At 36.5% G+C, this 20,800-nt stretch carries 19 protein-coding genes; 5 read left to right on the top strand and 14 right to left on the bottom strand.

Annotated features, from left to right (window positions below):
- Positions 1-111 precede the first annotated feature (111 nt).
- Positions 112-1,470 carry a cytosine permease gene (locus AC6UDG_RS00095; RefSeq protein WP_500706031.1) on the top strand — a complete coding sequence of 453 codons (1,359 nt, stop codon included), beginning with the start codon at positions 112-114 and terminating at the stop codon, positions 1,468-1,470.
- Between the two features lie 53 nt (positions 1,471-1,523).
- Here the strand turns inward: AC6UDG_RS00095 and AC6UDG_RS00090 are convergent, their stop codons facing one another.
- The 7 genes from AC6UDG_RS00090 to AC6UDG_RS00060 all read right to left on the bottom strand — a co-directional run bounded on the left by AC6UDG_RS00090 (position 1,524) and on the right by AC6UDG_RS00060 (position 8,152).
- Positions 1,524-3,239, bottom strand: a complete 1,716-nt coding sequence (locus AC6UDG_RS00090) for an ABC transporter ATP-binding protein (RefSeq protein ID WP_500694264.1) — start codon at positions 3,237-3,239, stop codon at positions 1,524-1,526.
- Between the two features lie 76 nt (positions 3,240-3,315).
- Positions 3,316-5,922 carry a class III lanthionine synthetase LanKC gene (gene lanKC / locus AC6UDG_RS00085; protein WP_500706030.1) on the bottom strand — a complete coding sequence of 869 codons (2,607 nt, stop codon included), beginning with the start codon at positions 5,920-5,922 and terminating at the stop codon, positions 3,316-3,318.
- A 50-nt stretch (positions 5,923-5,972) separates the two neighbouring features.
- Positions 5,973-6,110 (bottom strand): class III lanthipeptide, encoded by a 138-nt coding sequence (locus tag AC6UDG_RS00080; RefSeq protein ID WP_500694266.1) that lies wholly within the window; start codon positions 6,108-6,110, stop codon positions 5,973-5,975.
- 17 nt (positions 6,111-6,127) lie between these two features.
- Positions 6,128-6,259 (bottom strand): class III lanthipeptide, encoded by a 132-nt coding sequence (locus tag AC6UDG_RS00075; RefSeq protein WP_500694267.1) that lies wholly within the window; start codon positions 6,257-6,259, stop codon positions 6,128-6,130.
- Positions 6,260-6,281: 22 nt separating this feature from the next.
- Positions 6,282-6,419 (bottom strand): hypothetical protein, encoded by a 138-nt coding sequence (locus AC6UDG_RS00070; protein ID WP_500694268.1) that lies wholly within the window; start codon positions 6,417-6,419, stop codon positions 6,282-6,284.
- A 257-nt stretch (positions 6,420-6,676) separates the two neighbouring features.
- Positions 6,677-7,813: a recombinase RecA gene (gene recA / locus AC6UDG_RS00065; protein WP_500694269.1), complete on the bottom strand. Its 1,137-nt coding sequence runs from the start codon at positions 7,811-7,813 to the stop codon at positions 6,677-6,679.
- Between the two features lie 105 nt (positions 7,814-7,918).
- Complete coding sequence (locus tag AC6UDG_RS00060; RefSeq protein WP_500706029.1) at positions 7,919-8,152, bottom strand: hypothetical protein; 234 nt, start codon at positions 8,150-8,152, stop codon at positions 7,919-7,921.
- Between the two features lie 240 nt (positions 8,153-8,392).
- On the opposite strand from AC6UDG_RS00060, the gene AC6UDG_RS00055 reads away from it, so the two are divergent.
- Positions 8,393-10,087 carry an oleate hydratase gene (locus AC6UDG_RS00055; protein WP_500706027.1) on the top strand — a complete coding sequence of 565 codons (1,695 nt, stop codon included), beginning with the start codon at positions 8,393-8,395 and terminating at the stop codon, positions 10,085-10,087.
- A 54-nt stretch (positions 10,088-10,141) separates the two neighbouring features.
- Here AC6UDG_RS00055 and AC6UDG_RS00050 read toward each other — a convergent pair whose 3' ends face one another.
- Complete coding sequence (locus tag AC6UDG_RS00050) at positions 10,142-10,552, bottom strand: ImmA/IrrE family metallo-endopeptidase (protein ID WP_500706026.1); 411 nt, start codon at positions 10,550-10,552, stop codon at positions 10,142-10,144.
- Positions 10,533-10,850, bottom strand: a complete 318-nt coding sequence (locus AC6UDG_RS00045) for a helix-turn-helix domain-containing protein (protein ID WP_500706025.1) — start codon at positions 10,848-10,850, stop codon at positions 10,533-10,535. The genes AC6UDG_RS00050 and AC6UDG_RS00045 overlap by 20 nt, the downstream gene beginning before the upstream one ends.
- Before the next feature lie 289 nt (positions 10,851-11,139).
- On the opposite strand from AC6UDG_RS00045, the gene AC6UDG_RS00040 reads away from it, so the two are divergent.
- Positions 11,140-13,236, top strand: a complete 2,097-nt coding sequence (locus AC6UDG_RS00040; protein ID WP_500694273.1) for a glycoside hydrolase domain-containing protein — start codon at positions 11,140-11,142, stop codon at positions 13,234-13,236.
- Between the two features lie 103 nt (positions 13,237-13,339).
- Here AC6UDG_RS00040 and AC6UDG_RS00035 read toward each other — a convergent pair whose 3' ends face one another.
- The 4 genes from AC6UDG_RS00035 to AC6UDG_RS00020 all read right to left on the bottom strand — a co-directional run bounded on the left by AC6UDG_RS00035 (position 13,340) and on the right by AC6UDG_RS00020 (position 16,900).
- Positions 13,340-13,855: a hypothetical protein gene (locus AC6UDG_RS00035; protein ID WP_500694274.1), complete on the bottom strand. Its 516-nt coding sequence runs from the start codon at positions 13,853-13,855 to the stop codon at positions 13,340-13,342.
- Between the two features lie 734 nt (positions 13,856-14,589).
- Entirely contained in the window at positions 14,590-14,952 is a 363-nt protein-coding gene (locus tag AC6UDG_RS00030) for a hypothetical protein (RefSeq protein WP_500706024.1), read from the bottom strand.
- 285 nt (positions 14,953-15,237) lie between these two features.
- Positions 15,238-15,975 carry a hypothetical protein gene (locus AC6UDG_RS00025; protein WP_500706023.1) on the bottom strand — a complete coding sequence of 246 codons (738 nt, stop codon included), beginning with the start codon at positions 15,973-15,975 and terminating at the stop codon, positions 15,238-15,240.
- A gap of 391 nt (positions 15,976-16,366) precedes the next feature.
- On the bottom strand, positions 16,367-16,900 hold the full coding sequence (locus tag AC6UDG_RS00020) for a GNAT family N-acetyltransferase (RefSeq protein WP_500694276.1): 534 nt from the start codon (positions 16,898-16,900) through the stop codon (positions 16,367-16,369).
- Between the two features lie 144 nt (positions 16,901-17,044).
- Here AC6UDG_RS00020 and brnQ point away from each other — a divergent pair, with 144 nt between their 5' ends.
- Entirely contained in the window at positions 17,045-18,397 is a 1,353-nt protein-coding gene (brnQ, locus tag AC6UDG_RS00015) for a branched-chain amino acid transport system II carrier protein (protein WP_500706022.1), read from the top strand.
- A 59-nt stretch (positions 18,398-18,456) separates the two neighbouring features.
- On the opposite strand, the gene AC6UDG_RS00010 is transcribed toward brnQ, so the two are convergent.
- Entirely contained in the window at positions 18,457-19,638 is a 1,182-nt protein-coding gene (locus AC6UDG_RS00010; RefSeq protein WP_500695880.1) for a thiolase family protein, read from the bottom strand.
- Between the two features lie 141 nt (positions 19,639-19,779).
- Between AC6UDG_RS00010 and AC6UDG_RS00005 the strand changes: the two genes are divergently transcribed.
- The gene (locus tag AC6UDG_RS00005; RefSeq protein WP_500706021.1) at positions 19,780-20,319 is read left to right on the top strand and encodes a hypothetical protein; all 540 of its coding nucleotides are present in this window, start codon (positions 19,780-19,782) and stop codon (positions 20,317-20,319) included.
- Positions 20,320-20,800 lie beyond the last annotated feature (481 nt).

The following is a 20,800-nucleotide window of genomic DNA, read 5'->3' as shown; positions in this document are numbered from 1 at the left end:
GCGTTCGAATTATTCGTTGTGAAGGATTCTTTCAGTGGTATACTTGAAATAAGTTGCAAATACGACCATCAGACAGTAAACCAAACCAGTCGTTAATAATTGGAGGATAAAATGGAGCGAAATAAGAAATATGCATTTGAGTCAATCCCAATTTCCGAACGAGACATGAATTATTGGGATATGTTTGCCACGTGGTTCGGAGCGAACGCTAACAACGGAACCTGGTTCATTGGTGGCGTGATTGCCGCCGCTGGTTTCTTTGGCGGAATTAGTTCCGCCGTCATTGCTTCGGCAATTGCCTTCGCGTTTTTGAGCATGGTGGGCTACATGGGATATCAAACGGGGGCATCGACCACGATCTTGTCCAGAGCTCCCTTTGGAATTCGGGGAAGTGTCGTGCCATCAGTCATTAATCTGACGCTTTTTATGGGGTGGACGGCCGTTAACACGTTTATCGCCGCTACTTCCCTTGCGTATCTGTTCCACAGTATGTTTGGCTGGGCGTTGTTTGGTCAACCCGGCGGCTACTTTGGGATTATTGTTGGAATTATCATCATGAGCATTCTGCACTTACTTAGTATCATCGCTGGTCCCAAATCCGTTCAAATTATCGAACGAATTGGAGTGATTTTGGTAATTATTTTTGTGATTATCGAAGTCATCGTGGTTTTTCGTGACGTTTCGTTTTCACAGATTGCCAAGTATCAAGTTCCAATGAAAGCCCGGATGCCGTTTGGGGTCGCCCTCGATACGATTGCCGCAGCTGCCCTTGGTTGGGTAGTTGGTGGAGCTGACTTTACTCGGTTCACTTCCAGTAAACGCATTGCCACCCAGGCTCCATATGTCGGTGCCATTCTTGGGATGGTCAGTTTTGTCATCATCGGTCTGTGCACGACGCTAAGTGTTGCCTTGACGTCCGGGGTCTTCAATCCTAATAACTCCGATCCTAGTACGGTTGCTAATAAATTGGGACTAGGAGTTATTGCGATGGTTGTCATTGTTTTGACCAGTATGACTGCCAACGCCGTCAACATTCAGTCTGGTGGCTCCGCCCTAAATAACTTGATTCCTAAGATTAGTTTGAATAAATCACTGTTCATCGTTACCATCTTGTCCATGATTTTGACACTGGTTCCTTTGATTAACGGTAGTTTCCTTGATGCCTTTACCGCATTTCTGAACTATACTGGGATGTTTCTTGGTCCAATCATTGCCATCTTGGTGGTTGATTACTTTGGCTTGTCAGATGGGAAATACGATTTAAAAGCCTTAGAAACTCCCGCCGGAAAGTATTGGTACAAAAATGGAATTAACTGGTTCGCGATGTTATGTATCGCAATCGGGGTGGTATTGTACATTGCGTTAAACATGTTGCCAATTATTAAGGCAACGGTTGGAGCCACTTTCATTTCTATGATCGTGGTTGCTATTATCTACTACGTTGGTAGTAAGTTAATGCGAAAAGCCTAATTTAATAACAAACAAAAAAGCATCAAATCATTACATAATTATTTGATGCTTTTTTAGTTTTTATCAATGAATTGTTCATTTACGAAGCGATGATATTCTGGAACTCGATTCATTAATTCTTCGTGGTTTCCAAAGCCTAATATTTTGTGACGGTCTAGAAAGTATATTTTATCGGCATTTATAATGGTTGAAAGTCTGTGTGCAATGGCAATAATTGTTTTGCCGGTCATCATCTTATCAATTTCATGTGTTACTAATTGTTCAGAATCAGAGTCCAGACTAGAAGTTGCTTCATCAAGAATTAGGAATTTAGGATGTTTTAAATATGCTCTAGCAATTTGTAATCGTTGTCTTTGTCCTCCAGATAATTTAAGTCCTTGTTCACCAATGATTGTTTTTATTCCATCTGGTAATGATGATACACAATTTTCTAAATCAGCAATTTTAATTGCTGTTGATATTTCTGATTTGCTTGGGATATTTACTAAACCAAGAACTAAGTTATCATAAAATGTTCCAGAAAAAATAGTGTTATCTTGAGTTACTACTCCAAAAAGCGAACGCCATTGCGAAATAGAAAAATTAGAAGCGTCATTGTCATCAAACAAGAGTTTTCCATATTGGATTGGATAAAGTCTTGTTAATAAATTGATAATAGTGGTTTTCCCAGCGCCTGAGGGACCAACGATTGCAATTTTATCACCAGGAGTAAAATCCATTGAAACATTACTTAGTACTAGGTGATTTTCATAAGAAAAAGATACATTTTTTAATTTAATAACTGAATTTTTTGAAGTGTTTTTAATAACAGGATTTTTATAGTTATTTTCTGGACTTAACTGTAAGATTCTAGTAATTTGTTTTGTTGCTCCCTTTGCTTGCTTGTAGCTTGCATAGAAATCAGCTATGACATTAATTGGTCCAATTACTTGGAATAGATACATTAGAAAAGCGACTAGGGTTCCAATGGAAAGAGTTCCAGCTGATACCCGAACACCACCGTACCAAATGATTATAATAATCAATAAAAGTCCAAACATGGTTTGAATTGGACCTGTTATAGCAAAAATTGCATTCATTTTTAGTGATAAATGATAAAGAGCATTTACGTCTTTTTTGAATTTATTTTGGATACTATGTTCTGCGTTATTTAATTTAACCGCTCGAATGTTTCTAAGACTTTCAGAACTGGTTTCATTCATTTGAGCTAGTTTCTCTTGAGATTTAATTGAAACCTTCTCATCAATTATTCCAATTGGGATGGTAACCATCGCGTCTAGTGGAAATGCAATTAAGATAAGTAAAGATAGTTTCCAATCAAGTGAAAATAAAATTGCAAATGTTCCCACCACAGTAATTATTCCACTAATTGAAGAGGGGATTATTTCAGTAGTAAAGTTTTGAATTATTGAGGCATCATTAATAACTCTACTAGAAAGTTTTCCACTTAATTGGTTATCAAAATAGGTAGTTGGTAAATAAAGAAGATGATCTTGAATACGAGTGCGAATATTTGCAATTTGTTTGGCTCCTGAACGACTAAGCAAATATCCACTAATTGCTGTAAAAATGGCACTAAAAATTAGCAAGGCCAAAATTCCAATAATTGTCCACGTATTATTTTTTTGACTGAGTAACGATTTAATGTTGATAGCCTTACCAATTAATAGGGGAATAAATAAAGAAACTATTGTTCCAATCAGACTTAAACCGAGTCCAACGAAGAAGCCGGCATCTAGTTTAATGAAATTAATTTTTGTCTTTTTCATTATTTTCCTACTTTTAATTTATTTAAGAATTAATCATAATAAATGATTTTATACGATGACATTAATTTAATTTTGATTAGGAAAGAAACAGTTGATTTAAGACAGATTTAGGCACTGGCATCCATTTCCAAGCGTTATTATCTTTAATGCCTTGTAAGACAGTCATTAGACCAGCATTTCCAGTAAACAAATCATTTGAAAAACGATATCCATATGTTCCGGGTGACATAATATTATTATTAGAATCTACAAGCAGATAGTTTTCTAATGACTGGACTAATTTATCGATGTCGGATAATTTGTTTTTATTATCAATTCCTATAAGGATAATTCCACTGATCCCTCTGGTTAGTCCAGATGAGTATGTGCAGTAAGTTTGGAGATTTTTAGTGAATTGTTCTTGAAGGTTTAAATATTTTTCGTTTTGAAATTCATGTAAGCGCCTAATAAATTGGCTCAATACTAATCCGACACCAACTCCTCCTTCTCCTAGATATGGAAGTATTCTGGGAAAACCAATTGAATTATCCAAAATCTCTGCAGATTGTGAGTCGGAAATTTCAATGTTTTTATCTAGTTCAAAATTCAACATATCTTTGGCATTTTTCAGAGTTTCTTTGTTTTTTGTTACATCAAATAGTAGTAATAAAAATAAACTCGCGCCTGACCATCCATTCATTAATCCATAAGGAATGGTATCTTCATCATCTGGTTGAGTTCCCGAACCATTTATAAATAATGTATTTAAGCGGATCGCGATTAATTTACTCATTTCTAAAAATTTATTATTATTATTTTTTTTAAAGAAGGCTAGTAAACTTAAACCAATTCCGCTTAATCCAGAGTAAAGAGTGTAATCTGTTTCTTTTAAAATTCTATTTTTTTGATCAAGTATAAATTCAAGAAATTGGTTTGAATGTTCCTGTAAGTTTAAATCATCTAAAATAGACGCGATTCCTGAAATACCATTAAATAGTCCAAGACTGGTGTCTTCATTGAAGTGGCTAATAAGATTTTTGCTGCTATTATTAGCCCAATTGATTTCTTTTGTTAACTTTGTATTACTCCGATTTAATGCCATTAGTATTCCAAAACCACCATTAGCGATGTTAACTTTTCCAAGCTTGTCAATAAATTGTCTAATGTCACCACCTGAAAAACTATCATTTTGATTTGATGAATATTCAATTATTCCGGTTTTTAACCCATTGATGAGTTTGTCTACTGCTTTTATATTGATTTCAAATTTTGGGACGTCGAAAATGTTCTTTAATTTTGGAATGAAATTTTTACAATCCTTTTCTGTATTTTGTAATATATCAAGTGCTTTTTCTCCAAAATAATCTGTTATCCATTTATTTTGATTTTCTTCAATTTTTAAAGACAAATCAGAAACGAACTCAATCGGTAGTAACAAAAATCTTGAGATCCTCATGTAAGCAAACCAATCAGCACTTTTAAAGTCACTAATTTTAGAATTAACGTATCCCATAGTTTGTAGTTCTGGATGATATTCATTTGAGAGGAGGGTAGCAGTCTCAAAATCGATTAGTTTAATGTTATTGTCAGGAGTAACCATAATATTATTTGGATTTAAGTCACCAATAGCAAAACCAGCCTGATGAACTTCTGTGATTGCCACTTTTAATTGTTTGATTAATTGATCTATAAGATTTAAATATTCATTTCGATTCTTTTCGTATGAGAAAGGAAAGTTTTCTGGAATGAAATCGGATAATGAATTTCCAGGAACAAATTCTTCAATCAAGTAATTATTTTCCCATATCTCAAAATAATCATAGACCTTAACTGTTCTGTTAATCCCATTTAATTTTTTTAGGGTATTGTATTCATTCTTTACACGGAAAAAACCATCATTTTCTTGTGCATCAATTCCAGACTGTTTTCGTCCCTCCTTCATTACATAATTTTTACCATCTTTTGTGACTTGATAGACGCCGCCACCATTGCTAAAGTGAATTGCGGAAATAACCTCATAGCGTTTGAATTTAGTTAAATCAATTTTGGAATATTCAATCGTTTGTATTTTATCCATTTTTTTAATTTCTTTTGGTTCAGAAATAAATGAGGGAACGTTATAGTATGGAACCCTTAAGTCTGGCACTAACTCTCCATTTGGATTTTTGATTCCCATGATCGTTTTTCCATCATGTACCATTGGCATTCCAATAAATCCCCCATACCTAAAGAAGATGTTGGAATTGTACCACTGTTTATCGTTTAAAATATATGCACCCTTGGGGATGTCATTGGTTAGGTCAGTTAGGGGACTTAATAGTTGAATAAATTGATCTTCATCTTTGGGGTAAATTGTTATAAATTTTCCACATGCAGATCGATCACCATATTTTGAATTTTTCATAATTAATTCTTTTTTGGTAGGAACAAATTTAAAAGAAATGTTATTTTCTATCAAATACGGTGTGATTTGGTCCAATGTTTTTTGCGCGTAATCAATGGGAGATGTTACATGAATTTTCCACCCTTGGTTTGGCAGTTGTCTATTTTTATTGATAAAATAATTCCAATTTTTATCGATATGATGATTCCATTTATCCTTGTCGTGAATAGTAACTTTATAAATTAAACTGTTTGTTTCGGCTGTGGTGGGTTGATAAAATAATGATCCTTTTTTTAAATAATCTAAATATCTTAAATCCATAACTACATCCTTTAAGTTTAAAATAAAAAGAGAGTCCTATTAGGGCTCTCTTATCTCTTGCATATAAGAATACTAACGTCACTGTTAATTGTGCATCCAACGCTCAGATGAGAACCCTTACGTCCTTTTCGGCGCTTTTTTCTTAATGCTACATTATCAAGTTGTTGTAATTGCAGAATAGGTTTCATGAAATGCTCCTATAGTATTATTTGCACATAATACTAATATTGCTGTTGTTGCCACATCCCATAACACTAATATGAGAATCTTTTTTCCCGCCAACAAGCTTCTTGGCATTTTTACCCACAGTCTTTTGGAGGTCTAGCAAAGTTTTCATAATAAATACACCTATTGTTAAATTACTGACAGAAGACACTTACATTGCTTCGAACATCACATTGAACACTGATATTACTTCGTACTCCGTGATGGTGATGACGACGCTTCTTCTTTAACTCCACGTTTGGTTGTGCTTGTAAATTAAGCAAGTACTTCATATTAAATCTTCCTTTCTTGTGAGAGGCTTAATTACCATAATTAATATAAATTAAACGATATAGAAAGTCAACAATTTTTTAAAAGTTATAAAAATTGTTTTTTATAGTTGTGTAATTACACTGAAAATTCATTTGAGTATTCGATATTTGACTTATGTAGATTTAATTAAAATATTGTTTAAAGCTTTATCAAGATTATTATTTGTATTAAAAAAGCATCAAATCATTACATAATGATTTGATGCTTTTCCATTTAATTAAACGTCTAACTTAGTTTCGCTATCTTTTTTGGTACTTGCTTTGGTTGTTTTCTTAGTAGTGGCCTTATTGTCAGTTGACTTGGATTTTGCATCCTTGTCACTGTCATCGTCCTTTGATTCTTCATCATTGGCAATGCCATAGGCTTCTCTGACCTTGTTCTTGATTTCTTCGACCATCTCAGGTTTGTCACGCAGATTGGCCACGGTCTTATTTAGGCCTTGTCCCAGTCGTTCCTCACCGTATGAGTACCATGATCCAGATTTGTCGACGATGTCTTTGTCAACGGCTAGGTTGACCATGTCAGCAATCGGTTCGATACCCTTTCCAAAACTCATCAAAGTGTCAACGGTCTTGAATGGGGGAGCCACCTTGTTCTTTACGACTTTAATCTTGGTTTCTCGACCAACGACGTCTTGACCTTCCTTTGATTGCTTACCAGAACTAACACGGAGTCGCACACTTGAGTAGAACTTAAGGGCCCGACCACCAGGAGTTGTTTCTGGGTTACCGAACATCACACCAACTTTTTCTCTTAGTTGGTTAATGAAGATAACGACGGTATTGGTCTTGTTGATACTGGAAGCTAGTTTTCTAAGTGCTTGTGACATTAGACGAGCTTGTAAACCAACGTGAGAATCACCAATGTCACCCTCAATTTCAGACTTCGGAACTAGGGCAGCTACTGAGTCGACAACGATTAAGTCGATAGCACCAGATTGTACCAGTGCATCGGCAATTTGCAGTCCTTCTTCACCGGTTCCTGGTTGCGATAACAAAAGGTTGTCAATGTTAACTCCCAGGCTGTGAGCGTATTCCGGATCCATCGCGTTTTCGGCATCGATGTATGCGGCCGTTCCGCCAGCTTGTTGGAGGGCAGCAACGGTCTGAAGGGCAATCGTGGTTTTACCAGATGATTCGGCACCGAAGATCTCAACGACTCGGCCACGAGGGAAACCCCCAATGCCAAGGGCGATATCTAAGGATAAAATGCCGGTTGAAATGGAATCAACGTTTTGGTTAGGGGATTCGCCCATCCGCATGATAGCGCCAGTTCCAAATTCTTTTTTGATTTTGCTGAGTGCCTTATCGAGCTCGATTTGACGCCCGTCGACACTGTTTTTAGAATTTGCCATAAAATTCCTTTCCTTTTACATAATTGCGAACATACGTTTGGTTATTTAATATAATCAATTGTACACTAATAATTACGTAATTTCCAATTAAATCAAATCAATTAATTAGATTCGTTTATTGACGTAATATGGTGAAGTTTGATCGTTATCTGGATTGTCTGATTGTGCGTTATCCGAAAGGAAAATATCGAATGATTTTTTGTCTTTTCCATGAACTACTACGACGTTTTTGGCCTCCACTTGCTTATCACGGTAGAGCTGAGCGGAACGAACCGCATCATTGTAATCGTGAAAGTTTCCAAGTGAGTCGCCGGGATTGAAAAATACTGTTTCTGGCATAGTAATTACCACCTTTCTTCTACTATATTGTACCAGATTACGACCTTAATTATCTATTCGCAGGCTGATATGTGAGTTGCTTAATGGTTGACATTAGAACATTAATTAAATAAATTATTAAATCAAATTGATAAGTTACACTCCAACTTTTGGGTACGTTATAATATAAATATAAGCATATGTGAAACTGCTAACATAGAGACCAGTGCTTACTACGTATTTAAATCTAGGAGGTTTAATATGACTAAGAAAAAAGCAATTATGATTGGCGCCGGCATTTCCAACATGGCCGCCGCCGTTTACTTGATTCAAGAAGGTCACTGGGATGGAAAGAACATCACTTTCTATTCCTTGGACGACCATGGCGCAAATGATGGTGCCAAAACTGACGTGACCGGTAATGAATACTGGAATCGTAATCACGAAACGTCTGACCAGACTGGCTTTGTCGCTCGTGGGGGAAGAATGTTGAATTACCGAACCTACGTTGATTTGATGGATCTCTTAAGTCGGGTTCCGTCAGTCACTGAAGAAGGGATGACTGCCGCAGAGGACACGCGCGACTTTGATTCTAAACACCGGACCTACGATAAAGCGCGTTTGATGGAAGGCGAAAAGGGCATTATTAATTCCGCTAAAATGGGCTTTAACAACAAGGATCGGTTCTTATTGACGAAGTTAATCATGATGCCAGACGACAAGGAGACTGAACTTGATAACGTCTCCATCGCTGACTACTTCAAGGACGATCCCCACATGTTTCAAACCAACTTCTGGTACATGTGGGAGACGACCTTTGCCTTTCGTACCCAAAGTTCAGCTCAAGAACTCAGGCGTTACATGCACCAAATGATTTACGAATTTACCCAAATTAACACGCTCGTGGGGGTTAACCGAACTCGATACAATCAGTACGAAAGTTTGATGCTACCATTAATTAATTACTTGAAGAAGCAAGGCGTAACGTTCGTCTTGAATCGTCGGGTTAATGATTGGGACTTCAAAGAAACCCCAATGAACGAAGAAATTACCGTTAAGGGCCTAGAAATGGAGAACGTTGACACTGGTAAAGATGAACACATTGATGTCGATGATGATACTGCGGTCTTCTTCACCAATGGTTCCATTACCGATTCGGCTACGCTTGGAGACTTCAACACCCCGTCCGGTGAAAACACCGATTATGGAGCTGCTTCAAGTTTGTGGAAGAAAGCCACCAATCACTTCTACAACTTGGGGAATCCAGACAAATTCTTCGCCGATCGGAACGCCAGTGGCTGGAGTAGTTTTACCGTAACCACTAAGGATCATACTTTCTTAAACGAAATCACCCGTATTACTACGCAATTACCTGGGAATGCTTTGAACTCCTTCCTATCAACGAGTCCAATTACTCCGTTAGGTCAAAAAGACGTGAGAATGTCGATTGTGGTTCATCATCAACCTCATTTCACCGACCAGAAGCCAAACGAAACCGTTCTTTGGGGTTACTTCTTGTATCCATATCGTCGCGGTGAATTCGTCGACAAGCAGTACATCAAGATGACTGGAAAAGAAATGGTTCAAGAGTTGATCGGACAGCTTTCAAAGGTCGATCCAGGTCCCGTAAACATCCGTGATAAAGAAAAGGAAATCATGGACTCAATTGTCAACTCCGTTCCGGTATACATGCCATACGCTTCGGCATTGTTTAACAACCGTGCTAAAATTGACCGTCCCAAGGTCATCCCTGACCATTCAACGAATCTAGCATTCACCGGTGAGTTTGTTGAACAACCTTACCAAATGGTCTTCACCGAACAAAGTGCCGTTCGTTCTGGTGAAATGGCCGCTTACCACTTTGCTGGTGTTCCAATGTCAAAACTCGTGGACAACCCACGATTTGATAAGAATCCGAAGATTCTGGCCAAGGCCGCTAAAAAATTATTTGAATAGATGATCGTAAATGAAAAGCTCAACTTCGAAATGAAGTTGAGCTTTTTTGATGTTTCAATCAACATAGTCTTTAATTTCAGTAAAACACACGTCACGTAATGAATTTGGGATGGCAAATAAATCCATGAATTCCTCTAGGTTAAGCTGGTCAATTTCCTTGTTGTCAGCGTAGAAGGGAATTAGGAGCCTAACGGCGTTCACGTTGGCCTTCTGTTCGTACTTGGGATTCATTAGAGTGGTAAAGCTAAGAATGGCGTCATCCTGATCGCACTGCAGAACGTGACTAATCTCGTGCGCAATGATAAACGGAAGTTGTTTTCGTGGTTGCCAGTTGGCATTAATCACAATTGAATGGGAACGAACGTCCGCAAAGGATTGGGTATTTTGATGGAGTTTGTCCGTGTATACAACGGCAATGTCATTATCTAACGCATAGTTAAAAAGACTATTGATGATTTCGTGCATTTCGAAGTTTCCTTAAGATTTCCACGACTGTTTCACGGTCTTCTTCTGGGATGGGTTTGCCCCCAAACATCATGATCGTTGAGAGGTCATCTAAGTCAGCCGAATTGCCGGTTGAGTTTCCTAAGAGATAGTCAACGGAGACGTTGAAGTAGTTGGCAACCCTTTTTAGTTTTTGCGAATTAGCGGTTTGGTCCCACTTTTGCATGGTTCCGTTGGAGAACCCAAGTTGATGTTCTAGTTCGCGAATGGAAATATTTTTATTCTTAGCAAGCTCTTTAACACGTTGATAGATCGACATTTTTGACTCCTTTTAATTACTTACATAGAAAATTAATCTATGAAATTATTGACATGTAGAAATTATGGATATATGATTGTTCCTGTAAACAGATAAGAAATCAAGCAACAACCTCGAAGTGAGGTTGGTTTAGATTATTTCAGCTGATTTTCTTTATCATCATTGTAGAACTTTTGTCTATAAGATTCAATGATTATTCTACATGATTGCAAATTGATTTTGATGTGTTTACGTGCGAGTTAGCGCTAGCTCTTAAATTTTATAAAGAAAATTTTAGGAGGAAATAATTATGGATGAACAAGTTTTAAGCGTTCAAAAGTGGTTGAACCAAGAATACGGTAATGTTTCAGGATTTGATAAGGTCAAGGAAAATGGAAAGACGGGTTGGCCAACTATTTATGCTTTAAGAATGGGACTTCAGCATGAACTAGGGATTAGTCCACTTGGTAGTGGTTTTGGTGATAAAACCAAGAAAGCACTAAGTGGAATGGTCGATCAGTTGAAGGTCGGTTACAAGGGCAAGATTGCGAAGTTAATTCAGGGTGCTTTTTGGTGTAAGGGAATTAGCCCGAATGCGTTTGATGAGAAATATACCAAAGATACACAGAATGCAGTAAATAAATTACGTAATGATGCTGGATTAGATAAAGGTGGGGTTACTGTTCCATTAATGGCTGGTCTATTTGATATGGCTGCCTTTGAATTACTTGATGGTGGTAAAAAGAAATATCGTCAAATGCAACAATATTTAAACCATAACTATTTAGATTATTTTGGTGATGATCTTGGCTTGGTTCCAACTGATGGTTTGTATCAACGAAATACAAACACAGCTTTGATTTATGCCCTGCAAGCTGTTGAAGGAATGACACCTGGACAAGCAAACGGAGTTTATGGACCTGGAACCATTAATAAAACGCCAACTTTAACTGAAGGGGACAAAGGTGCAGGCGTTAAGCTACTTCAATATGGATTAATGGTTAATGATTTTCTGAGTGGATCTGTTGATGGAGTATTTAATAATTCGGTTGCTGAAGATGTGGTTAATTTTAGGAAGTTTATGAATTTACCACCATTTACAGGGAAAGCTGATTTAACCGTTATCAAGGGGTTGCTTACCAGTAATGGGAATACTAATCGAGATTCAAATGCTTGTGATACTTCATTTCAATTAAGTGATAAAGACGTTAAAAACATCAAAAATTATGGCTTTGAAATTGTTGGTCGCTATTTAACTGGATCAGTTGGCACTGGCTCAAAACGTCGTAACAAAAATCTGACTGATGATGAACTGAAAAGAATTACTGATGGTGGCCTAAAGGTGTTTCCAATCTATCAAGATAATGATGGCAGTCAGGAATACTTTAAATACGGCCAGGGTTGTGCTGATGCAGGAATTGCAAATGCAACAGCACAACGGCTTGGATTCCCAAAGGATACTATTATTTACTTTGCTGTTGATACTGATATTCAAGCTGGTGACATTGATAGTACGGTTATTCCATATATGGAGGGAGTCAAAAAAGCATTAGGCGGCTCAAGTTATCAAGCAGGAATTTACGGAACCAGAAATGTTTGTGCTCAAGCCCTTGGTAAAGGACTTGCAAAAACGGCGTTTGTATCTGATATGTCAACTGGATATAGTGGAAATTTGGGTTATCAGATGCCTAAAAATTGGGCAATTGACCAATTTGTTGAATACAGTTTAGGTGACATTGCGATTGACCAAGATGCGTCGTCTGGTAGAGATGATGGTACTAATAAGATTAAGCCAACGGGAATTGGAGAAATGTCTGCTAAAGAAGCTTTAAAGAATATTGTTGATAATACACAGGTAGAAATTGATGTTCCTTATGTGCTATACAATGATAATAAATCATTAAAAATTACTTTAGTAGGTGAAGCTGATATTAAGCCAGTCCATGGATCTGGGATGTTTACCATTAGTAATGGGAAATTACCACTAAAATTTATGTTTGATTGGGTCATGCAAAGTTGTAATAACAATGTTAATGCTGGCGTATACATCGTTAGTTTATTTAATAAGTGGGAATTTGTTCAAAAAATTGAAGATGGTCAAGTTTCAATTGAGATTGTAGAAACTAAAGACGGTTGGAGTATATCAGTAGAATTTAATATTTTTAAGTTAAAAATTAATAATAAAAGTTTTGATACAGAGCTTTCTATTTCAATAGATATTGATTCTCATCCACATGATTATCCTGACTTTAAGAGTTATGAAAAAGCTTATGATGAGGTTACCGATAAATTAGGAGAAAAGACTGATACGCTTGCGTTGACACCGGCATATGTAAGATATGCAATTGAGGGTGAAAGTGTTGGTATTGCTGTAATAATTGCATTTTTAGCGGCACTAGTAGGATGATATATGTCATTATTTGCGTAATTTATGTTGTATTAAAATGATTAAATAAATGGACCTGTAATTTGTAATTACAGGTCCATTTATTGATTTATATCTCAATTACTTATTTCATCTTTTTAATTCCCTCAGTAAGTTCTTTTGAATATTTCTTTTTCCGATATTTTAAGGTGCTTTTAGAAAGATAATATAATAAAAATCCAGAGCAAATTAAAAACGTTGGCAGCATTGGAGATTCATATGCCTCCCATAAATTGTTTGAAAGTAATAGTATTTCAATTGATCCAATGAAAACAAAAATTCCAAAACACAGAAATAAAATAATGACCCATAAACAATAATAATGTTTTAACCTTGAAGGTCGCATATGCTTAATCTTATATTTTTCTATCATTAATCTTATTGTAGTTCCTAGTGCGGTAATAAATAGCGAGAATGTAATTCCATCGATTGTCCCCATGATCCAAAGGATGAATTTGTTTGCATGCATATTAAGGAGAATGGATCCCAAAGTGAAGGTAATGATTACCAATATAATGGATGGTAGCAATAAGCGTGACATAATGTGGTATTTATGTAAGTATTCTTGGTAGTCTTTGATGTAGTCCGGTTTTTCTGACATTTATCTTCCTCCTCACAATTAGGATATTACCTTATTAGTAAAATACAAAATGATAGATTATTCCTAATGCAACATTAATAAATGAAATTATGCAAGTAAATATAATTAATATATAGATATAGTTAATATGTTTAAAAAATGATTGTTTCAGTTGCTTAATTAATTTTGGTTGTTGGTTCCCATTATTGTAAATGTTCCAGCGTTTGATTGTCATGCACAAAATAATACAGGTAAGAATAATTACGTATGACATTAGCATAATTAGTCCACTAGGGTTCCCGATTAAATAATTCCAGCGATCTGTTAATGTTTTGTTCCACATGTAATTATCAGTTAAAGTATGTCCAATCACATTGTTAGAGACAAAATATAGAAAAAGAATCAAAATGTATATTAGGGAAGAGATATTGTTAAATATTTCTCCCTTTTTTCTTAAATAATGTCTGGAACGCTCATAGGCAACAATTTCATAGATAATTACTATAAGCATACAAAAAAAGAATAATTTAGCCAGCAGATAATAACCTAATTGAAAATATGATTGCAAGAGAATCCCTCCAGTAAAAGTACGTTATCAATGCCCTTATGTTCCATCTTTTTTAATCCCCTCAGTAAATTCTTTTAAATACTTCTTTTTTCGATACTTTAAGATGTCTTTTTCCATCGAATAAATAAATATACTTCCAAAAACTGAAAATGTGGTCATGTTAGAAACAAGATATATATAACTTAAATTATGTAAAATTGGCATCAGTACAATTAAAAATAATAAAAAGTAATATACCAAAGACAAATAAAATTATTAAGATCCATAAATTAAGGTAGTATTTCTTTCTCATTAAATTTACACTCTTAGGTTTTTTTATTTTTAAATTTAACCATGCTCCTAATGAGGCTATAAATAATGCTAGTACAATTCCAGTCAGTAATCCCATTATTAAAATAATAACCCTATTTACATCTAGCTTGATAAGAGTAAATCCTATGGCTAAAAAAATTACTGATATTATGATAGAAGGGATCAATAAGCGAGAAGCGGTATGATACTTATGTAAAAATTCTTTTCGATCTTTAATGTAATTGGCTTTTTCTGGCATTTTATTTTTCTCCTTATAACTATGGTTACCTAATTAATAAAATATAAAATGATAAATTATTCCAAAGCAATATTTATGTGTATAAATTTGATTATCTTATTGTATTTCATTAAAACTCTTCTTAACTAAATTAACGGTTTTAAGTATAGTAAAGTCTCAATGTTTACACAAATTGATGGTTAAAGAATCCCAAAACAAAAGGCCCAATCCGTGAATATCATAGGTTGAGCCTCTTTTTATACCAGAATAACTAGGATGATAATGAAAACCGAATATTCTTATTGATTAATCGTTATCTTGATCATTATTGGTATTTGGTTCCGTAGTTGTGTCATCGTCAGAGTTGGTATCAGTATCTGAGTTATTGTCATTATCAGAATCTGAATTATTATCATTAGAATCAGTATTTGAATCTGAATTATCGTCGTTTGAATTTGTGTCAGCATCTGAGGAGTTATTGTTAGAGCTATTATCGTTAGTATTAGAGGCACTATATGTACCATTTAAAAAATTATTCGAACATCCTGATACACTTACACTTCCATTTTGATTTTTGGTAATCTGTATGTTTTCTGGTTTACTAATAGTTGAGGTTGCCGTTGATTCTCCATCTCCAGAATTGCTATCACCTTTAATAATGTAAGTATTCCCAGTCTTTTTATAAGATTTAACTAAGATACTACTATCGGCAGTTCCTAAGCCCACGGTGTTACTAGATATTATTAGTGTATAATCGTCTGATTCCTTATAATCTCCCTGTAATGATTGAGGCAAAGTTGTTCCGGTTTCCTCAGCATCTGAACTGTTATTTTTAGTTGAAGCTTGATCAGTTGCTTGCTTATTTTTGTTGTCAGTTTCTTTTTTGTGCTTAGTTGGCTTACGTTTCTTAGATATACTTGTAGTATTTTTCTTATTATTACTATTGTTATTATTTCCATTTATTTTAAATGCAAATATTATTCCTAAGGCAAATGCTAGGAGGACTACTAGAACGACTATAATTATATTTTTCTTGTTTTTCAAACCAGTTTACATCCCTTAACTTTTTATTAAATTTTGACACATAAATAATTATATTCTTTAGATAACAGAATTAATAGGGCGAATGTGAAATCTGGTACATATTAGAAATGCTTAGTTATTAGTTATAGTAGAAAAAATAAACAAAATTCCAAAACAAAAGGCCCAACCCATGAATATCATAGGTTGAGCCTCTTTTTATGCCAGAATAATTAGGATGATAATGAAACAAATTGCCAACACTGATAATGCCAAAAAACGTTTTGACGTCAATTTATGGGTCTTATGATAGGTCCATCCCATGCAACCCAAAATTACGATCAATCCGAACGTTGCCATTATGATTAATTTGATTAATACCGCTGTGTCGCCCAATTTGGCCACTTCCTAGTTATTATTTTAATTCGATTTGGTAAGCGAAACGTTTTGTTCCATGACTCTTTTTACCGTTTGCGTAAATGATACCACGTTTGGTGAAACCATTTGAGAGAATGACGTGTTGCATCCCCTTGTTGTCGGGATGAGTGTCGATTCTGACGTCTTTAAAACCACGAAAGGCTGAGATGGTGAATAGGCCACTGATGAATTTGGATGCTAGTCCCTGACCACGATAGTCGTTTGAGACGGCGATACGGTGAATGGCGGAGTAGTGACCTTGGTCACCGTTTTCCCACTCGCCACCTTCAAGGTGTAAGTAATCGGGGTCGATTCCTAAATGCAATGTTGCGGTTCCAGCAACTTTTCCGTCAACATCTAGGACGTATGAGATGCCAAATTTAACGTCTCTGGCTAAATCCTCTTCACTCGGGTAATCACTTTGCCATTGGTCGATGCCTTGTTCGCCCAAAAACTTCTTGGCGTTTTTGATGATAGTGTAGATATCGTTTAAGTCAGCTTCAGTAGCTTTTCTTACGTAAATAGTAGACATAATAACACTTCCTTACTTTTATTATCAGACGATAAATAATTATAGTGAAGCTCATGTGGTTTTTCAACCACCAAATTAATTATGGCGCTCCCTTTTTTTCTGGTAAAATGCATTGAACAGTAATTTAGGAAAGTTGGAGAAAACTTGGAAAAGAAATTAAGTGTAAGACAGATTATTTACGTTGGAATCATGTTGTTTGGGATCTTCTTTGGAGCTGGTAATTTAATTTTTCCCGTTAACATGGGACAGATGGCTGGTGGCAACGTATGGTGGGCAACACTTGGGTTTGTTTTAACCGGAGTGGGGCTCCCAATATTGGGAATCATTGCGTTAGGTGTTACTGACATTTCGGGAGCATTTGAAATTTCTTCAAACGTTGGCAAGTCGTTTGCGTACGTCTTTACCATTTTAATTTCCTTTATAATGGGACCGTTGTTAGCGATTCCCCGTTTGGCAGCCACTTCATTTCAGATTGGAATTGCACCCTTTCTTAGTTCTGGTCGTCAACAATTAGGTTTAATCGGTTTTATTTTAATTTTCTTTATTGCCGTCTTTTTACTTTCATATAATCAAGGTCGCTTATTAGAATACATTGGGAAATTTTTGACACCATTGTTTTTAATTTTATTAGCGGTTATCATCGTCATGTCGATTGTTAAACCAATGGGTTCACCACGCTTTTATCATCCAATGGGTGAATACGGGCACTCCCCACTCCTATCTGGATTCGTTGAGGGATACAACACGCTTGACGGGGCCGGATCGATTGCATTTGGAATTGTGATTGTGGAGACTGTGCGTGGATTAGGGGTCAAGAGTCCGAAGCAGTTGGCCGTTAGCATCGGAAAAGCTGGTCTGATTGGCGGATTGATGATGGCAGTTGTCTACGTTCTACTAAGTTACATGGGCGCTAGTAGTCTGGGAGATTTTCGTCCTTCAGCGAACGGTGGCATTGCCTTAGTTCAGATTGCCACGCATTATTTTGGTGGTTATGGGAACATTTTGTTATCACTGATTGTGATTGTTGCCTGTCTTAAGACGGCAATTGCGATGAGTAGTGCCTTTGCGGATACAATGTCTGACGTCTTCCCGAAGCTTAAGTACCTTCCCGTTCTGGTTTTTGCGGTGGTGATGTCAGCGTTTTTGGCAACGCTTGGTCTGACTGAAATGATTAAGTTTATCATGCCAGTCTTGATGATTGTTTATCCGTTTTCCATCTGTCTGATTTTGATTTCGTTAATTAAACCATTACTTAAAAACTCTAAGATTGTTTACCAAATGACGATCTGGTTCATCGCCATTCCAGCCTTTTTAAGCGGGATTACCACCATTCCCGAATTGACGCACGTGCCAGAATTAGCTTGGTTATTTAAAATTAATGACCTTTTGCCGCTGGCGCAGTACGGAATGGGATGGGTTTTGTTCGCATTGATTGGATTTGCGATTGGATTGATTCTTTCGGTGAAAAAGACCAGAAAACAATTGAAGCAAGGATAAATAAAGATCTCGGTAGTTAGAAATGAATCTAACTACCGAGATCTTTTTTTGTTTCTTCATTATAATGTATGAACTGTCATCGCCATTCCCATTCCACCACCGATACAGAGGGTGGCCAGTCCCTTAGTCTGACCAGTCCGTTTGAGGTTGTTGATTAAGGTGATGAGGATTCTAGAACCGGAATCGCCAAGGGGGTGACCCATTGAGACGGCACCACCGGTAATGTTAAGCTTGTTATCGGGAAGATTGAGGTCACGCGCTACCGCTAAACTTTGAGAGGCAAAGGCTTCGTTTAGTTCAAACAAATCAAAGTCACTGATTTGTTGACCAGTCTTATCCAGTAGTTTATTAACGGCGTAGTAGGGGGCATACCCCATGATTTTAGGGTCACATCCGGATTCGGCGTAGTCATCTAGAACCGCCAGCGGGGTTAGACCAAGCTCGTTGGCCTTACTTTGCTTCATTAATAGGATTGCAGAGGCTCCGTCATTTAAGCTAGCGGCGTTTCCGGCCGTCACCGTTCCGTTTTCTTTAAAGGATGGCTTTAACTTTTTTAATTGTTCCATTGAGGTGTCAAAACGAACGCCCTCATCCTTATCAACCACGGTGCTTCCGTGGCGATTCTGAACTTCAATTGGGATCATTTCTTCATTAAAGTAACCATTTTGTTGAGCTTTGCTGGCTTTTCGATGGGACTGAAGGGCAAAAGCATCCTGATCCCTTCTTGAAATGTTGAACTGGTCGGCAACGTTTTCGGCGGTCATTCCCATCGGTTTTCCACTCCAGGCGTCGTTTAGTCCGTCTTTTTGAATGCTGTCCTCTAAAGTGATTGGGCCAAATTTGTGGCCCCTTCTTTCGTTCACATTTAGGTATGGAGCGTTCGACATGCTTTCGGTTCCCCCGACAAGGACGATGTCAGCATCGTCCATTTGGATGGCGGATTGCCCCAGTCGGACCGCTTTCATACCGGAACCACAAACTTGGTTAATGGTGGAGGCGGTGGCTGTGTCAGAAATGCCAGCGTTTAACTCGATTTGTCTGGCGACGTTTTGTCCACCGCCCGCTTGAATTACGTTTCCAAAGATGACTTGGTCGATTTGTTTTGGATCAATGCCCGCGTCTTTGATGGTTGCCTTGGCGGCAATGGTTCCAAGATCAACCGAAGTTAGGCTATCGAGGGTGCCGTTGATTTTACCAATCGGAGTCCTCTTTGCGCTTACAATTACGATATTGTCATTCATAGATTCGATGCTCCTTTGACATGATTCGTTGATAATTATACATGTTTTTACTTAACTTTTTTTAAAGTGCAAAAGTTAATGTTAATTTCGAGTTTCTACTATAATAAAGTGAATAATAAAAATACTTTAGGAGATGAAGTCATGGATAAGGATGAAGAAGTACAACAAGTAGGGGAAATGATCGATCGTTGGTTAGACGCTATTGATGATGAACCTGATGTCTTAGAGAAGACGCAGGATGAGATTGACGAGATTGATACCATCATTGATAGTTTTGCTGAAATTGCGATTGTTGGGTTGGGAGTTCAGCCTAAGAACTGGAACGTCGATTTGGTTACTAACGTAATGTTTAATCGTTTTACCTTGATGCTAGATAGTGATGAAAAAACGGACTCGCTGTTTCAACTAATTCCCTTTGCCTTAATCCATTTATTTTCTTATTTAAACGATCAGGGAATTATTAGTAATGGTCCTAGTTTGAATAAATGGGTAGAAAATAATAGTAAAGCATTACGTTCAATGTACGATTCTAATTTTGATGCCTTTTATAAGAAATTGGTTAGTGCGATGGGAGATGCTGACGTTGATTTAGAGGATAAGAGTGCAGTGGATGCTTTTACGACGCGTTATCTAAGACAACACCCGCAAGATGGAATTGACTTATATTCAAAGAAAAAGTAGGCCAATTTTCTTGATAAAAAATGAAAATCAAAAAAGTTTGACCTTTTTTGACCAAAAGTGTTGACAAATGATTTGAGCGCATGTATAGTAGTAAATGCTCAGTGAGGGAGACAAAGTGATTTGATAATAATCGATTAGTCACTGATTATGAACTGAATTAATTATTTTAATCATTTCTCTTGCATCTTCATTATGAGCGTTGTATAATAGTCTTTGTTGTCTGGGTTCTCCGGATACGATGCTTGAACAAATAAATTTAAAATAATTGAGTTTATCTGTTGACATTGAAAACACAACGTAGTATAGTTATATATGTTGCGTTAAGGAAGAATCAAACGGCAACAATCAAGAGTAGATCTTTGAAAACTGAACAAGATTTTGATTACAAGTGTAAGGTAATTTTAAGTTGTAGAACTTAAAATTAAACATTTGCGAAGTCAATTCGCTTTTTAATTCTTTTGAAAAAGAATAACAACAAATA

It is taken from the genome of Fructilactobacillus sp. X2R1C1, assembly GCF_059901435.1.
Note: the sequence above shows the minus strand (reverse complement) of the source record. Positions and strands in the feature narration are given on the sequence as shown.

Bases quoted from the DNA above. Each gene is read 5' to 3' on its own strand.
- AC6UDG_RS00030 (WP_500706024.1), bottom strand. From the start codon at position 14,952: ATGCCAGAAAAAGCCAATTACATTAAAGATCGAAAAGAATTTTTACAT.
- AC6UDG_RS00095 (WP_500706031.1), top strand. From the start codon at position 112: ATGGAGCGAAATAAGAAATATGCATTTGAGTCAATCCCAATTTCCGAA.
- AC6UDG_RS00075 (WP_500694267.1), bottom strand. From the start codon at position 6,259: ATGAAAACTTTGCTAGACCTCCAAAAGACTGTGGGTAAAAATGCCAAG.
- AC6UDG_RS00070 (WP_500694268.1), bottom strand. From the start codon at position 6,419: ATGAAGTACTTGCTTAATTTACAAGCACAACCAAACGTGGAGTTAAAG.
- AC6UDG_RS00055 (WP_500706027.1), top strand. From the start codon at position 8,393: ATGACTAAGAAAAAAGCAATTATGATTGGCGCCGGCATTTCCAACATG.
- recA (WP_500694269.1), bottom strand. From the start codon at position 7,813: ATGGCAAATTCTAAAAACAGTGTCGACGGGCGTCAAATCGAGCTCGAT.
- AC6UDG_RS00050 (WP_500706026.1), bottom strand. From the start codon at position 10,552: ATGCACGAAATCATCAATAGTCTTTTTAACTATGCGTTAGATAATGAC.
- AC6UDG_RS00020 (WP_500694276.1), bottom strand. From the start codon at position 16,900: ATGTCTACTATTTACGTAAGAAAAGCTACTGAAGCTGACTTAAACGAT.
- AC6UDG_RS00005 (WP_500706021.1), top strand. From the start codon at position 19,780: ATGGATAAGGATGAAGAAGTACAACAAGTAGGGGAAATGATCGATCGT.
- AC6UDG_RS00080 (WP_500694266.1), bottom strand. From the start codon at position 6,110: ATGAAACCTATTCTGCAATTACAACAACTTGATAATGTAGCATTAAGA.
- AC6UDG_RS00035 (WP_500694274.1), bottom strand. From the start codon at position 13,855: ATGTCAGAAAAACCGGACTACATCAAAGACTACCAAGAATACTTACAT.
- AC6UDG_RS00040 (WP_500694273.1), top strand. From the start codon at position 11,140: ATGGATGAACAAGTTTTAAGCGTTCAAAAGTGGTTGAACCAAGAATAC.
- AC6UDG_RS00010 (WP_500695880.1), bottom strand. From the start codon at position 19,638: ATGAATGACAATATCGTAATTGTAAGCGCAAAGAGGACTCCGATTGGT.
- AC6UDG_RS00045 (WP_500706025.1), bottom strand. From the start codon at position 10,850: ATGTCGATCTATCAACGTGTTAAAGAGCTTGCTAAGAATAAAAATATT.
- AC6UDG_RS00090 (WP_500694264.1), bottom strand. From the start codon at position 3,239: ATGAAAAAGACAAAAATTAATTTCATTAAACTAGATGCCGGCTTCTTC.
- lanKC (WP_500706030.1), bottom strand. From the start codon at position 5,922: ATGGATTTAAGATATTTAGATTATTTAAAAAAAGGATCATTATTTTAT.
- AC6UDG_RS00060 (WP_500706029.1), bottom strand. From the start codon at position 8,152: ATGCCAGAAACAGTATTTTTCAATCCCGGCGACTCACTTGGAAACTTT.